Source organism: Streptomyces sp. NPDC087428 (assembly GCF_044744085.1).
GTDB lineage: Bacteria > Actinomycetota > Actinomycetes > Streptomycetales > Streptomycetaceae > Streptomyces.
The window spans coordinates 228,345-242,183 of the sequence record NZ_JBIUXR010000009.1 but is presented as its reverse complement, the minus strand read 5'-3'; the positions used below and the strand labels follow the sequence as shown (position 1 = coordinate 242,183).

16 protein-coding genes are annotated in these 13,839 nt (G+C 72.0%); 9 read left to right on the top strand and 7 right to left on the bottom strand.

What is annotated here, in order from left to right; translation table 11 throughout:
- Together scpA and mutA are read right to left on the bottom strand one after the other, a co-directional pair.
- On the bottom strand, positions 1 to 2,202 hold the full coding sequence (scpA, locus tag ACIO3R_RS20740; protein ID WP_385030660.1) for a methylmalonyl-CoA mutase: 2,202 nt from the start codon (positions 2,200 to 2,202) through the stop codon (positions 1 to 3).
- Entirely contained in the window at positions 2,202 to 4,061 is a 1,860-nt protein-coding gene (mutA, locus tag ACIO3R_RS20735; protein ID WP_402107521.1) for a methylmalonyl-CoA mutase small subunit, read from the bottom strand. Before mutA ends, scpA begins: the two co-directional genes overlap by 1 nt.
- Positions 4,062 to 4,282: 221 nt before the next feature.
- On the opposite strand from mutA, the gene ACIO3R_RS20730 reads away from it, so the two are divergent.
- The 4 genes from ACIO3R_RS20730 to ACIO3R_RS20715 all read left to right on the top strand — a co-directional run bounded on the left by ACIO3R_RS20730 (position 4,283) and on the right by ACIO3R_RS20715 (position 7,253).
- Positions 4,283 to 4,711 carry a DUF6325 family protein gene (locus ACIO3R_RS20730; RefSeq protein ID WP_402107518.1) on the top strand — a complete coding sequence of 143 codons (429 nt, stop codon included), beginning with the start codon at positions 4,283 to 4,285 and terminating at the stop codon, positions 4,709 to 4,711.
- A 54-nt stretch (positions 4,712 to 4,765) separates the two neighbouring features.
- Positions 4,766 to 5,041 (top strand): SHOCT domain-containing protein, encoded by a 276-nt coding sequence (locus tag ACIO3R_RS20725; RefSeq protein ID WP_385030651.1) that lies wholly within the window; start codon positions 4,766 to 4,768, stop codon positions 5,039 to 5,041.
- Between the two features lie 336 nt (positions 5,042 to 5,377).
- The gene (locus tag ACIO3R_RS20720) at positions 5,378 to 6,175 is read left to right on the top strand and encodes a tyrosine-protein phosphatase (protein ID WP_385030648.1); all 798 of its coding nucleotides are present in this window, start codon (positions 5,378 to 5,380) and stop codon (positions 6,173 to 6,175) included.
- A gap of 142 nt (positions 6,176 to 6,317) precedes the next feature.
- Positions 6,318 to 7,253, top strand: coding sequence for a hypothetical protein (locus ACIO3R_RS20715; protein ID WP_402107515.1), 936 nt, complete (start codon positions 6,318 to 6,320; stop codon positions 7,251 to 7,253).
- A gap of 76 nt (positions 7,254 to 7,329) precedes the next feature.
- Here the strand turns inward: ACIO3R_RS20715 and ACIO3R_RS20710 are convergent, their stop codons facing one another.
- Positions 7,330 to 7,788 (bottom strand): hypothetical protein, encoded by a 459-nt coding sequence (locus ACIO3R_RS20710; RefSeq protein WP_402107513.1) that lies wholly within the window; start codon positions 7,786 to 7,788, stop codon positions 7,330 to 7,332.
- A complete protein-coding gene (locus ACIO3R_RS20705; protein WP_385030640.1) occupies positions 7,785 to 8,360 on the bottom strand; it encodes a hypothetical protein in 576 nt (191 codons plus the stop codon). The genes ACIO3R_RS20710 and ACIO3R_RS20705 overlap by 4 nt, the downstream gene beginning before the upstream one ends.
- Before the next feature lie 262 nt (positions 8,361 to 8,622).
- Here ACIO3R_RS20705 and ACIO3R_RS20700 point away from each other — a divergent pair, with 262 nt between their 5' ends.
- Positions 8,623 to 9,027, top strand: a complete 405-nt coding sequence (locus ACIO3R_RS20700; protein WP_385030637.1) for a DUF1992 domain-containing protein — start codon at positions 8,623 to 8,625, stop codon at positions 9,025 to 9,027.
- Between the two features lie 61 nt (positions 9,028 to 9,088).
- On the top strand, positions 9,089 to 9,589 hold the full coding sequence (locus ACIO3R_RS20695) for a GNAT family N-acetyltransferase (protein ID WP_402107509.1): 501 nt from the start codon (positions 9,089 to 9,091) through the stop codon (positions 9,587 to 9,589).
- Between the two features lie 72 nt (positions 9,590 to 9,661).
- On the opposite strand, the gene ACIO3R_RS20690 is transcribed toward ACIO3R_RS20695, so the two are convergent.
- The 3 genes from ACIO3R_RS20690 to ACIO3R_RS20680 all read right to left on the bottom strand — a co-directional run bounded on the left by ACIO3R_RS20690 (position 9,662) and on the right by ACIO3R_RS20680 (position 11,554).
- Positions 9,662 to 10,051: a VOC family protein gene (locus ACIO3R_RS20690; RefSeq protein WP_402107506.1), complete on the bottom strand. Its 390-nt coding sequence runs from the start codon at positions 10,049 to 10,051 to the stop codon at positions 9,662 to 9,664.
- A gap of 177 nt (positions 10,052 to 10,228) precedes the next feature.
- Positions 10,229 to 11,056, bottom strand: coding sequence for a VOC family protein (locus tag ACIO3R_RS20685; RefSeq protein ID WP_402107504.1), 828 nt, complete (start codon positions 11,054 to 11,056; stop codon positions 10,229 to 10,231).
- Positions 11,057 to 11,221: 165 nt separating this feature from the next.
- Complete coding sequence (locus tag ACIO3R_RS20680) at positions 11,222 to 11,554, bottom strand: DUF6479 family protein (RefSeq protein ID WP_385030625.1); 333 nt, start codon at positions 11,552 to 11,554, stop codon at positions 11,222 to 11,224.
- Between the two features lie 198 nt (positions 11,555 to 11,752).
- On the opposite strand from ACIO3R_RS20680, the gene ACIO3R_RS20675 reads away from it, so the two are divergent.
- From ACIO3R_RS20675 to ACIO3R_RS20665, 3 genes are all read left to right on the top strand, one after another.
- The gene (locus ACIO3R_RS20675; protein WP_385030622.1) at positions 11,753 to 12,142 is read left to right on the top strand and encodes a hypothetical protein; all 390 of its coding nucleotides are present in this window, start codon (positions 11,753 to 11,755) and stop codon (positions 12,140 to 12,142) included.
- A gap of 139 nt (positions 12,143 to 12,281) precedes the next feature.
- Positions 12,282 to 12,848: a 2Fe-2S iron-sulfur cluster-binding protein gene (locus ACIO3R_RS20670; protein ID WP_402107500.1), complete on the top strand. Its 567-nt coding sequence runs from the start codon at positions 12,282 to 12,284 to the stop codon at positions 12,846 to 12,848.
- On the top strand, positions 12,845 to 13,831 hold the full coding sequence (locus ACIO3R_RS20665; protein ID WP_402107497.1) for an FAD binding domain-containing protein: 987 nt from the start codon (positions 12,845 to 12,847) through the stop codon (positions 13,829 to 13,831). Before ACIO3R_RS20670 ends, ACIO3R_RS20665 begins: the two co-directional genes overlap by 4 nt.
- Positions 13,832 to 13,839 lie beyond the last annotated feature (8 nt).

The following is a 13,839-nucleotide window of genomic DNA, read 5'->3' as shown; positions in this document are numbered from 1 at the left end:
TCACAGCTCGTGGCCGAGTGAGGCACCGAGCCGCGTCACCAGGTCGTGGGCCGCGTCCGGGATCACCGTCCCGGGCGGGAAGACGGCCGCCGCGCCCGCCTCGTGCAGCGCCTCGATGTCCTGCGGCGGAATCACCCCGCCCACCACGATCATGATGTCCTCCCGGCCCTCGGCCGCCAGCTCCTCGCGGAGCGCCGGTACCAGGGTGAGATGGCCGGCGGCCAGCGACGAGACGCCCACGATGTGCACGTCCGCCTCGACCGCCTGCCGGGCTACCTCGCCCGGCGTCTGGAACAGCGGGCCGACGTCCACGTCGAAGCCCAGGTCGGCGAAGGCGGTCGCGATCACCTTCTGCCCGCGGTCGTGCCCGTCCTGGCCCATCTTGGCGACCAGGATGCGCGGGCGCCGCCCCTCCGCCTCCTCGAACGCGTCGACCAGTGCGCGGGTGCGGTCCACGGACGGCGACTCCCCTGCCTCGTTGCGGTACACACCGGAGATCGTACGGATCTGGCCCGAGTGCCGGCCGTACACCTTCTCCAGCGCGTCCGAGATCTCGCCCACGGTGGCCATCGCCCGCGCCGCGTCCACGGCCAGTGCCAGCAGATTGCCCTCGAGCCCGGGGCCCGGCTCCCGGCCCGCCGCGTCCGTCAGCGCGCGCAGGGCGTCCTGGCAGGCCCGCTCGTCGCGCTCCTCGCGCAGCCGCCGCAGCTTCTCGATCTGCTGGGTGCGCACCGAGGAGTTGTCGACCTTGAGCACGTCGATCTTCTCGTCCGTCTCGACCCGGTACTTGTTGACGCCGATGACCGGCTGGCGCCCGGAGTCGATACGTGCCTGGGTGCGGGCCGCGGCCTCCTCGATGCGCAGCTTGGGGATGCCGGCGTCGATGGCCTTGGCCATGCCGCCCGCCGCCTCGACCTCCTCGATGTGCTGCCAGGCCCGCCGCGCCAGGTCGTACGTCAGCTTCTCCACGTACGCGCTGCCGCCCCACGGGTCGATGACCCGGCCGGTGCCGGACTCCTGCTGGAGCAGCAGCTGGGTGTTGCGGGCGATGCGCGCGGAGAAGTCGGTCGGCAGGGCGAGTGCCTCGTCGAGCGCGTTCGTGTGCAGCGACTGGGTGTGCCCCTGGGTGGCGGCCATCGCCTCCACGCAGGTCCTGGTGACGTTGTTGAAGACGTCCTGCGCGGTCAGCGACCAGCCCGAGGTCTGCGAATGGGTGCGCAGCGAAAGGGACTTGGGATTCTTCGGCTCGAACTCCCGGACCAGCTTGGCCCACAGCAGCCTGGCCGCCCGCAACTTCGCGATCTCCATGAAGAAGTTCATGCCGATCGCCCAGAAGAACGAAAGACGGGGCGCGAACGCGTCCACGTCCAGCCCGGTGTCCCGCCCGGCCCGCAGGTACTCGACCCCGTCGGCCAGGGTGTACGCCAGCTCCAGATCGGCCGTGGCCCCGGCCTCCTGGATGTGATAGCCGGAGATGGAGATCGAGTTGTACCGCGGCATCCTCCGCGAGGTGAACGCGAAGATGTCGGAGATGATCCGCATCGAGGGCTTCGGCGGATAGATGTAGGTGTTGCGGACCATGAACTCCTTCAGAATGTCGTTCTGAATGGTCCCGGCCAGCTTCTCGGGCGGCACGCCCTGCTCCTCGGCGGCCACGATGTAGAGCGCGAGTACGGGGAGCACCGCGCCGTTCATCGTCATGGACACCGACATCCTGTCCAGCGGGATGCCCTCGAACAGCTGGCGCATGTCGTAGATCGAGTCGATCGCCACCCCCGCCATGCCGACGTCGCCGGTCACCCGCGGATGGTCGCTGTCGTAGCCCCGGTGGGTCGGCAGGTCGAAGGCGACGGAGAGCCCCTTCTGACCGGCCGCGAGGTTGCGGCGGTAGAAGGCGTTGGACTCCTCGGCGGTGGAGAAGCCCGCGTACTGCCGGATCGTCCAGGGCTGGTTGACGTACATCGTCGGGTAGGGGCCGCGCAGATACGGCGCGATGCCCGGGTACGTACCGAGGAAGTCGAGACCCTCCAGGTCCTGGCCGCTGTACAGCGGCTTGACCGCGATGCCTTCCGGGGTCTCCCACAGCAGGTCGCCGGCGGAGCTCCCGGAGGACTCCTTCACCGCCGCACGCCACTGGTCCTCGGTCACCTCGGCGCCGCCGCCAGGACCGAGCTCGATGCCGGAGAAGTCGGGGATCCGCATTACGCCACACCCATACGGTCGAGAACGGAGGAGAGTACGGCCACCACGTCGCAGCCGGCGAAGACGTACGCGTCGACACCGGCGTAATCACCCGGCCGCCCCGCCAGGAACACCCGCCGCGCACCCGCCGACACGAGCGCCCCGGCCACCTCGCCGGCCTGCTCCGCGTAGAGCGCGTCACTGGAGCACAGGCACGCCACGTCCGTCCCGGCGGCCGCGAACGCCGCGCCCGCCGACGAGGCGTCCACCTCCACCGGTTCGTGGACCGGCTCGATGCCGCCCGCCTGGAAGAGGTTCGCGGCGAACGAGGCCCGAGCGGTGTGCGCGGCGGCGGGGCCGAGCGCGGCCAGGAACACCCGCGGCCGACGGCCGGTCGCCGCCAGATGGGCGTCCGAGCGGGCCCGCAGCGCCTCGAACGCCTCGTCGCGGCGGACCACCGGCAGACCGCCCGGCGCCACGGCCGACGGCACCGCCTCGCGCTCCACCGCACGCTCGGCGAGCTGCGGGAACTCGCTGACACCGGTGATCGGCTCCCTGCGCCGCGCCAGGTTCTTCTTGCGCGCCGCCCAGGTGACCGCCAGCCGCTCCGCGAGCATCCCGGAGTCCAGTGCGGCCGCCTGGCCGCCCGCCCGCTCGATCTCCTGGAAGAACGACCAGGCGGCGTCCGCGAGTTCGTCGGTGAGCCGCTCCACGTACCAGGAGCCGCCCGCCGGGTCGATGACCCGGGCCAGATGCGACTCCTCCACCAGGATCGTCGACGTGTTGCGGGCGATGCGCCGCGCGAACGCGTCCGGCAGGCCCAGCGCGTGATCGAACGGCAGCACGGTCACCGCATCGGCCCCGCCGACGCCCGCGCCCAGACAGGCCAGCGTGGTCCGGAGCATGTTCACCCACGGATCGCGCCGCGTCATCATCACCGGCGACGTCACGGCGTGCTGACGCTGCGCCCCCGCCTCCGCGGCGCCGCAGACCTCGGCGACCCGGGCCCACAGCCGGCGCGCCGCCCGCAGTTTGGCGATCGTCAGGAACTGGTCGGCGGTGGCCGCGTACCGGAACTCCAGCTGCGCGCAGGCCTCCTCGACACCGAGTCCCGCCCCGGTCAGCGCCCGCAGGTAGGCGACCCCGGTGGCCAGCGAACTGCCCAGCTCCTGGGCGGCCGAGCCGCCGGCCTCGTGGTACGGCATCGCGTCCACGGTCAGCGCCCGCAGCCCGGGATACTCATGGGCGCAGCGCCGCGCCCAGTGGACCGCGGCCGTCAGGTCCGGTGCGGCGCCGCTGCGGGCCGCCTGCCCCAGCGGGTCGGCGCCGAGGCTGCCGCGCGCCGACTGCGGCGAGAGGCCGCGCTCCGCGTACAGACGGAGCAACTCCGTGGCCGCGGCGTCGAGTTCGTCCCCCGCGTCGAGGACGACCGGCGCCAGGTCGAGATGGACGCCGTCCAGCGCCCGTGCCAGACCGGAGACCGGCACGCCGCCGCCGGCGTCCCCCACGGTCAGCCACAACGAGGTGACACCGTTCTCCAGATCCGCGAGCACGGCCTCGTTGAGCCGGGCGGGATCCGGCATGCCGTGGCGCTGCCGAACGCCCCAGCCGCCCGCCGTGCTCCCCTCGGGCTTGCTGCCGCGGGTGAAGGGGGCGAAGCCCGGGAGGCCGGTATCGGGCGCGTCGTCGCGCGAGGTGTAGAGGGGGCGGGTGATGAGCCCGTCCTCCACCGTGGTGGACAGCGCTTCCTCGGCGGCCGAACCCGAAACGTCCTTGCCCGACTTGCGCAGCACACCCTCGACGAGGCTCTGCCACTGCTCATGGGCGGGGTCAGGGAATTCGGCGGCCAACGAAAGCCCGTCAGCAGGCAGGACCGTCATGCCCAGATGCTAGGGCAGGTCTCAGATGGGCAGCAGAGGCGCCGGCTGTGACCTTGCCCTCTCCGAACGCGCTTGATCCTTTACGTACTGTCGAGTAACCCCCGGGAGGGTGATTCACCCGGCGTTCCGACCGCAGGCGCCGCCGGGTGATTTGCCACAGTGCGGCAGTAAATGACCGAAGTTAAGCTACTGGCAATCCATCCCTCCGGAGAGGACATCCCGTGGCAGTGGGACCTGTGGAGTACCTCGTCGTGGCCTTCCCCGGCAGCCGGTTCACCGGCGCGATCGCCCCGGCGCTGGCCGACGCGGTCGCGTCGAAGGCGGTGCGCATCATCGACCTGACCTTTGTGCACCGGGCCGACGACGGCACGATCGAGACCGTCGAACTGGACGATCTCGACCCCGACGACCTCGTCTCGTTCGAGCCGGTCGAGGGTGAGGTCACCGGGATGCTGAACGACGACGACATCCGGCAGCTGGGCGAGAGTGTGCCGCCGGGGAGTTCCGCGGCGCTGATCGTGTGGGAGGACCTCTGGGCGGTACCGCTCACCGAGGCGGTGCGTGCGTCGGGCGGACAACTCGTCGCACATGAGCGGATCCCCGCCGAGGTCGCGGAGGCGGCCCTGTCCGCAGCCGGTTCCACCCGCTGAGACCGCACCCGCACCGGAAGGGCGTACGACATGCCGATTTTTCGAGGAGCCGGAATGAACCGCCGCGGGCCCGGCCTGCTCGGCGTGGCGGCGCGCACGGCCGTCGTCGCGGGCACCGCCTCCGCGGTCAGCGGCCGGGTCCAGCAGCGTCAACAGGCGAAGTCCGGCGAGCGGGACGCGGGGCAGGCCGCCGAGCCGCAGCAGCGGGCCCCCGAGCCGTCTCCGGATGATCTGATCGGTCAGCTGGAGCGACTGGGTGCGCTGAAGAAACAGGGAATCCTCACGGACGCCGAGTTCGCGGCGCAGAAGAACAGACTTCTGGCGGAATGAGCGTGGCCGCCCCGGCGGCACCGGTGCGCATATTCCCCGCCCGCCGGTCACGGGTGTGTGCGGCGTATTGACCCACGGCCGGTCCCGGAGTGTGTATTCGACCGGCCGGGGCGCCGGACAGGACATCCATGCGGACCCTGCCACGATTCCGCTCCCGCCCTTTCCCGTGCGACCTCATGGAGCCGCAGGCGGGCGGGGTGATGGACGCCGTCTACCGGCGTGCCCGACCGATCACCCCCGGCGTTTTCCTTTGTCGATTTCCCGACCTCATGCGACTTTTGATCCGGCCAAGCCGAAATCAATTCGGATACGTGTCGGGAAAAGAGGAAGTTCATCGTGCAAACCGTCAGGGCCGTCCCGGCAGTCTCCGTTCTCAATCTGCGTGACCTGGGCGGCATCGCCCTGGAGTGCGGCCGTCAGGTCCGGCCGGGCCGGGTGATGCGCTCCGGCCAGCTCAGCGGGCTCGATGCGGCGGACGACGCCACGCTGGCGGCGCTCGGTGTCCGCACGGTCGTCGACCTGCGGACCGCGGACGAGCGCGCGTCGGCCCCCGACCGCCTGCCGCCCGGGGCCCGGCTCTTCGTCGCCGACGTGCTCGGGGACAACCCGGGCGTGGCGCCCGCCCGGCTCCGGGCCCTGCTCTCCGACACGGTCGAGGCGGAGCGGCTCCTCGGTGACGGAAGGGCCGAGGAGATGTTCGCGGAGACGTACCGGCAGATGGTGCTCTCGCCGCGCGCCGGAGCCGCGTACCGGGCGTTCGTCGACACGGTCGCCGACGGGGCCGCGTGCCCGGTGCTCTTCCACTGCACCGCGGGCAAGGACCGCACGGGCTGGGCGGCGGCCCTGCTGCTGCTTCTGCTGGGCGCCTCGCGGGATGTGGTGCGGATCGAGTACCTCGCGGTGAACCCGGTGGCGCGGGTCGCCTTCCGGCCGTACGTGCAGAACTTCCTCGACGCCGGCGGCGACCCGGAGATCGCGTCCGCGATCATCGAGGTCCGCCCCCGCTACCTCGACACGGCGCTGGATGCCATGGATGAGCGGTGGGGAGGGCTCGACGGCTATGTGCGGGACGGGCTGCGCATCCCCGAAGCGGTCCTGCGGCGGCTGCGCAGCGAACTCGTGGCCCCCGCCTAGGCGTGGTCCCGCCGCCTTCCGTCCCCACGCCCTCCTTCTTCTGGTGACCGCGCTCCGCTCCCCGTCCGCCTCCGGGTTGACTTGATACCCCTAGGGGGTATGTTGGGGCCACTCAAGCGGCCGTTTCCCGGAGGAGAGCGCCATGAACAACGGATTGAAGATCACCGCCTACGCCGCCGCGCTCGCCGCGACCTTCGGTGTCGCCTACGGAGTCGGCGACGGTGTCGACCCGCTGGTCGCCGCCGAAGCGCGACCCGCGCCGGAACACGGCGAGCACGGTACGGAGCAGGAGGGCGCCGCCGGGGCGGCGGCAGGCCCGGCGGGCGGGCTGGAGGCCTCCGACGGGGGCTACACGCTGGAGCTCCGGACGCCTGTGGTCGATGCCGGGGCCCGCACGGGGATACGGTTCGCCGTCGTCGAGGACGCCACCGGTCGCAAGGTCACCGCCTACCAGCGCGAACACGGCAAGGAACTGCACCTCATCCTGGCCTCGCGCGACCTCGGCACGTACCGGCATCTGCACCCCGTCCGCGCGGCAGACGGCACCTGGTCCGTCCCGGTCGATCTTCCGGCCGCCGGTGACTACCGGGCGTTCGCCGATTTCACCCCGGCGGCCGAAGGCGCCCGCAACCTCGTCCTCGGCGCCGACCTCGCGGTCTCCGGCGACTACCGGCCGAAGGCCCTGCCCGCCGCCCGCGCCACCGCCGTGACCGACGGCTACCGGGTGGACCTCGGCGGCGGGCTGAAGGCCGGCCGGGAAAGCGATCTCAAGCTCACCATCAGCAGGAACGGCAGGCCCGTCACCGACCTCCAGCCCTATCTCGGCGCGTACGGGCATCTCGTCGCCCTGCGCTCCGGCGACCTCGCCTACCTGCATGTGCACCCCGCCGACGGCGGTCCGGGCCCGGCGGTCTCCTTCGCGGCGACGGCACCCAGCGGCGGCACCTACCGGCTGTTCCTGGACTTCCGGCACGGCGGCAAGGTGCACACCGCCGCGTTCACGGTCGAGGCGGGGAAGCCGGCCGGGCCGGACGCGGGCCGGGAGCAGTCCCCGGCCCCCGACGGGCACGCGCACTGACCGGGGAGCGGCGTGGCGCCGTGCGGGCCGGCGCGTCGTGGAACACGCTGCCGGCGTCGGTCCGTGACCACACGCCTCAGATGTTCAGCAGCCGTTCGGTGAGATCGCGGTACTGCTGCAGGGTGATCCGCAGTTCCTCGGTCCGGGTCTCGGATTCCTCGCCCTGCTGCTGTGCGCTCATTTCGCGCCGGCGCTCCTCGAGGGCGCTCGCGAGGCCGTCGACGGCCGTGTCGAAGGCGCTTGCGGCTTCCCCGACCGCTCGCAGGGGGCTCTCGACGAATTCGGTCACCGCGTGCTGGAGCCGCAGGGCCAGCTGCTCCTGATCGCTCTCCGGGAAGAGCGGCCGGTTCGCCGGGGCGGCGGGTGAGGCGGCGGACGGGGCGGCCCGCTCAGGGGTCGCCGGAGGCTGCTCGACGGCCTGTTCAGGAATGACCGGAGTCTGCTCGGCCGTCCGGTCGGGGGATACCGGCGTCCGCTCGGCGGCTTCCGGTGAATCGGTGGGGAACGAGGATGTGCGTTCGGTGTCGTACGTCATGACGTGCCACTTCCTTCCGCGTGGTGCCGGTCCCGGTGGACCGGGCTCTGCGTACCGGTGGAGACCAGGACGTCGAAGAGGCCGCGGGCCTCGATCATGGCCTCGCGCATTTCCTCCGTGCCGCTGTCGCCCCGCTTCACGGAGTGCACCCGGCGGTAGCCGTTGATGTGCTCGGCATGGTGGACGGAGAGGGCGGCGGTCTGCTCCTCGAAGTCGCTGCCGTCGGGGAACCCCCTCTCGCGGGCCAGCTCGGCGAGGAGTGCGTCGGCCTCGGTGACCGCCTGCTGCGGCTCATCGACGAACCTGGCCTGGGTCTCGGTCCAGCGCTCGGTGTACCGTGCACGGTCCTCGGGCGACAGCGGGCGCTCATCGAGGGAGCGGTGACGCTTCAACCGCTCGCTCAACTCGTGCCGGGCGGCCTTGACGTCGCCGTCGTGACGGGCGACCGTCCGGTCGTACTCGGGTCCGAAGCGGCGTTGCAGGCCGCGCTCGCCCGGCTGCCGGCCGAAGGCGAGGAAGAGTCCCGCGGCCACCACCAGGACGACCGCGACAACGATGACGACGGTGGTCATCCGCACCACTCCTGTCGGTTCTCGGTCTGCCCTTTGCTGTGTCGCACACTCACCATCCCTTTCGGTCCGTGTCCGGACGAGGTCCCGTCCGGGCGTGCCGCTCGTGTACCCCGCAGCACGGATTCATGCCCGAGCGAGGCGACTTGTCCGCCGGACGAGAGGCGCGCACCTGTGTCAACGGCGCCTCCCGGCCCGGATCCGCCCGCCGCGCCTCGGTATCGTGAAGGGGGCGAATCACGAGTTCTCCGAGAGGGGCGTCACGGTGACCGAACGCAAACCCGCGGGCATCAGCTTCGAGTCCTGGGTCGACAAACAGATCCGCGAATCCGAACAGCGTGGTGATTTCTCCCAGCTGCCGGGGTTCGGCAAGCCGCTCGACGGCCTCGACCGCCCGTACGACGAGACGTGGTGGATCAAGGCGAAGATGCAGCGCGAGGGGGTTTCGGTGCTTCCGCCGACCCTGGCCCTGCGCAAGGAGGCGGAGGACGTGGTCGCGGCCCTGCCCGAGGTCCGGACGGAGGCCGAGGTACGGCGGATGCTGACCGAGGTGAACGAGAAGATCGCCGAGGCCGTCAGGCGGCCGCCACCGGGACCGCTCCTCAACCTCAAACCGTTCGACGTCGACGCCCTGACCGAGGAGTGGCGCGCGGCGCGCGACTCCTCCTGAGCCGGTAACCGGCGGACCGCCCGGCGTCCCGAGCCCTCCCCGGGTACGTAATACTCAACGCATGAGATCGAGCGTTACGCGCCCGGGGCGCCCGGCGCCCGGCGACGGTGTACGGATCAGGCGGGCCGCCGCACGGGACGCGAAGCGGCTGACCCGGCTGGTCCGGGCCTCGCGGGCCTATCAGGGCCCGTACGCCCCGATGGTCGCCGGATACCGGGTGGGACCCGACTACATCGAGACGCACCGGGTCTTCGCGGCCGTGGAGGAGACGACCGGACGGCTGCTCGGCTTCTACTCCCTCGTCCTGGATCCGCCCGAACTCGACCTGATGTTCGTCGCCGACGACGCGCAGGGCTCCGGCATCGGGCGGCTGCTCGTCGGACACCTGCTGGACGAGGCGCGGGACGCCGGGCTCACGGGCGTGCGCATCGTCTCGCACCCGCCGGCCGAGGGCTTCTACCGGAGCGTGGGAGCCGCGCGGACCGGGACCGAGCGCGCCGCTCCGCCCGCGGTGATGTGGGACCGGCCCGAACTGCTGCTCCCGGTGCTCCCGGTCGGCTGAGGACAGGGAAGGGCCCGGCCGGGCCCGCGTGCGGCGGATCCGGCCGGGCCCCTGGAGCGGCGGCGCCCGACGTCAGGACTCGTAGCCCCCGTACGGGCGCGTGATGATCTCCATCGCATGACCGGCGGGGTCGATGAAGTAGACGCCCCGGCCGCCGTCGTTGTGGTTGATCTCGCCCGGGTGCTTACGGTGCGGATCGGCGTAGTACGCGGCTCCGAGCTCCTGGATACGGGCGTAGGCCGTATCGAACTCCGCCTCCGAGATGAGGAAGGCGTAGTGCTGGGGGGTGATGGACCCGGCGGGAACGGTCGCGAAATCCAGGGTGACCCCGTTGGCGGTGGTGACCGGAATGAACGGGCCCCACTCCTCGCCCGTCTCCAGCCCCAGGACGCCGGCCAGGAACTCTGCGGACTCCCGGTTGTCCCGGGCGTGAATGATGGTGTGATTCAACTCGACTGACACTGTGGAATGCCTCCAACGGGCATCTCACGGGCACCTCCACGCCTCACCCGGACGGTGACCGGCGCGCGATACCGTACCGACGATCCTAGGCGCACCCCTCCCGGATCGTCGAGGCCTTCCGGTCACGCCCGGAGGCGGTGATCGCGTCCGGGACCGCGGCGCGGGGCACCCCGGTCGTCAGGCCGGGCCCGTCGTGGCGGGGTTGTGGACGGCCGTGAGGGTGAAGAGTCCGCCGTCCGGGTCGAGCAGCGTCGCCTCCCGGGTGTCGGGCCGCGACACCTCCTCGACGAGCGAACCGCCGTGCTCGCGCGCCGCGGCGACGGCGGCGGCCACGTCGGGGACGGGGAAGTTGACCTGCCAGTGCGGCCGGAGCAGCGGATCGGGGGCCGCCTCGACCGCGCCCGAGCTGATCCGGGCCAGCTGACGCCCGCCGTAGGTGACGATCACCTCGTCCTTCGCGTACGACACCTCGCCGGAACCGGGCTGCCCGCTCGCCCAGTCCAGCACCTCGCCGTAGAAGATCGCGGAGTCGAAGGCGTTCCTGGTGCGCAGCCGCAGCCAGGCGTGCGAATGGCCGTCGGGCGCGGGCGGCGAGGTCGCGGGCTCGGTCCGCTCCCAGATGCCGAACCCCGCGCCCTCGCGGTCGGCGGCCAGCGCGCCGCGCCCCTTGCCCAGGGCCAGCGGCCCCACCGCCACCGTGCCGCTGCGCTCACGGATCCGGGAGGCGGTCGCATCGGCGTTCTCGACGGCGAAGTAGGGCGTCCACGCCACCGCGACCCTGAACGTGGTCGCCACCGCACCGATACCGGCGACGGGTACATCGCCCCGGCGGGCGACCGAGAACTCCTGGCCGAGCTTGCCCGGCCGGAAGGTCCAGCCCATCACCGGGCCGTAGAACTCCTGCGCCGACTCCAGGTCCCGGGTCATGAGATTGACCCAGCAGGGCGCCGCGGGCCCGGTCAGGGGCGCGGTCGCGGATGCCGAACCAGAGGTGCTTGCGGTCATCGTCCTACTGCCTTCATGGGGTGTGCGGCGGATGTGCGCCGGTGGCCGACGGGCCCTCACCAGCCTCACCGGGGGCGGCCGCTCCCGCAACACGCGGCGGCGGCTCCCGCCGCGCACACGGTCTCGGGCAGCCCGGAACCCGGCCGGGTCCCGTCCCCGCTCCGCTCAGTCGCGCTTCTCGTCGTTCTCGGGGCGGCCCGTCTCGTCCCCGTGCTCACCGAGCTCGTAGGGGTAGAGCCCGCGCCCGTCGGCCGGGAAGCTGTCGTCGGCGTGGACATCGCGCTCCTCGATGTGGGCGCGGTGGTCCGGCGCCACCGGCTGTTCCTCCGGCCGTGGCGGGGGCGGGTCCTGGGCGCGCCGTCGCTTGCCCAGCCACACGGCACCGATCAGCAGAGCCACCAGGATCACTCCGACAACGCCCAGAACCACCCCGGCCGCGTTCCGCCCGTCCGCGAGGGTGAGGGCCAGGGAATTCAGGGCTCCATGCGATACGTCCATGCATGCGGGATACCCCGGGACCGGGCCGTCACTCGGTAACAAGGTCGAATTCATGTTTTAAGTGGATACGCGAGTAAAAAGCGTTTCGATCGGCACGGGACCGCCCGCGGCCCGCATTCGCGCGGCTGCGGGGCCGCTCATGTCGCAGACACCCGGCCGCGGGGAGAGCCTGGAGGTAACCCTCAGGAAGGAACCGCGGTGAACAGCACAAGGGAAGCGCAGGCGCAGGAGAACAAGCAGGGCGGGGAGGTGTCGGTCGTTCTCAGCGGGTGCGCGAAGGACGACGCGGGCACGGTCTTCGACGTGCTGCGGGCCGCATTCGCCACCGACCGGGCCTCGGTCGATGTGCCGCAGGACGTCACGGGCAAGCAGCCCACCGCCTGGGTCGCGACCGTCGATGTGGCAGAGGAGCGGGTGGTGTCGGGGTCCGTGGAGCTCGCCGCGCCCGTCACGGTCGATGCCCAGGGCGGCTACTGGGCGGTCGAACGGCTCAGGCACAGCCTGGCGGGAGCCTTCGCGGTACGGGTCGTGGGCACCGTCTCCGGGGACCAGGAGGAGGAAGTGCGGCTGCGGCTGGCGAGCAAGTAGGCCGGCTGCCCGACGCGCCGCGCCCGCGCTGGGCGGGGCACGGAACCCCGATGCATATCTGGTAGAAAGCAGACAAAGTGACCCGGGGTGAAGTGCGGCGACCCGGAGTGAAGCGACCCAGAGCGAAAGGCATCGGCACGTGGACCCCACCACCCAGCGGGAGGACGGCGGGGGAGACCCACGGGCGACCGCCGACCGTTCGACCCTGACCCTGAACGTCAACGGAACCGAGCGCACACTGACGCTTGACCACCGCACCACGGTCCTGGACGCGCTGCGCCTGCACCTGGCCCTCACCGGTGCGAAGAAGGGCTGCGACCACGGCCAGTGCGGTGCCTGCACCGTCCTGGTGGACGGACGGCGGGCGAACAGCTGCCTGCTCCTGGCCGTCGCGTACGACGGCGCCCGCATCACCACGGTCGAGGGCCTGGCCGACGGCGACCGGCTGCATCCCCTCCAGGAGGCCTTCGTGGACCGTGACGCGCTCCAGTGCGGCTACTGCACACCCGGCCAGATCTGCTCGGCCGTCGGAGTGCTGGGCGAGGCCGCCGACGGCTTCCCCTCCCACGCCACGGGGCACACCGCGCCCGTCACCGCCCCGGTACCCCTGGACGCCGCCGAGATCCGCGAGCGGATGAGCGGCAACCTGTGCCGCTGCGGCGCGTACCCCCGCATCGTCGAGGCGATCGGGGACGTGGCGTCGTGAAACCCTTCGGCTATCTGCGCGCCGGATCCGTCGCCGAAGCGGTCCGGGAGAGCGCGGCCAACCCAGGAGCCCGGTTCCTCGGTGGCGGCACCAACCTCGTCGACCTGATGAAGCTGGGGGTGGAGAGCCCCGGCCTGCTCATCGACGTCAGCCGGCTCCCGCTGGACCGGGTGACGGACACCGCCGACGGCGGACTGCGCATCGGCGCGGCGGTACGCAACAGCGACCTGGCCGCCCATCACGCGGTACGCACCCGTTATCCCGCCCTCTCCCAGGCACTGCTGGCCGGTGCCTCCGGGCAACTGCGCAACACCGCGACCACGGGCGGCAACCTCCTCCAGCGCACCCGTTGCCCGTACTTCCAGGACACGTCCAAACCCTGCAACAAACGCCGGCCCGGCAGCGGCTGCCCGGCCCGCGAGGGCGCCCACCGCGATCTCGCCGTCCTCGGCCACTCCGCGGAATGCGTCGCCACCCACCCCTCGGACATGGCGGTCGCCCTGGCCGCCCTCGACGCCACGGTCCTGCTGCACGGCCCCGACGGCGAACGCGCCGTGCCCCTCACCGACTTCCACCGGCTTCCCGGAGACAGCCCGGACACCGACACCGTGCTCCGGCCGGACGAACTCATCACCGACGTACTCCTGCCGCAGCTCCCCGACGGCACGGCCTCCCGCTACCGCAAAGCCCGCGACCGCGCCTCGTTCGCCTTCGCGCTGGCCTCCGTCGCCGCAGTCCTGCACGTCCGCGACGGCCGGATCGAGCACGCGGCCCTCGCGTTCGGCGGTCTCGCCCACCGCCCCTGGCGGGCCCGCGCCGCCGAGGAGATCCTCCGCGGCGCACCCGCCACCGACGAGACGTACGAGACGGCGGTCGACGCCGAACTCGCCGCGGCCCGCCCCCTGCGCGACAACGCGTTCAAGGTCACCCTGGCCCGCCGACTGGCCGTCGACGCCCTGGCCGGACTCGCCGCCCGCCCCTGAAGAGCCGA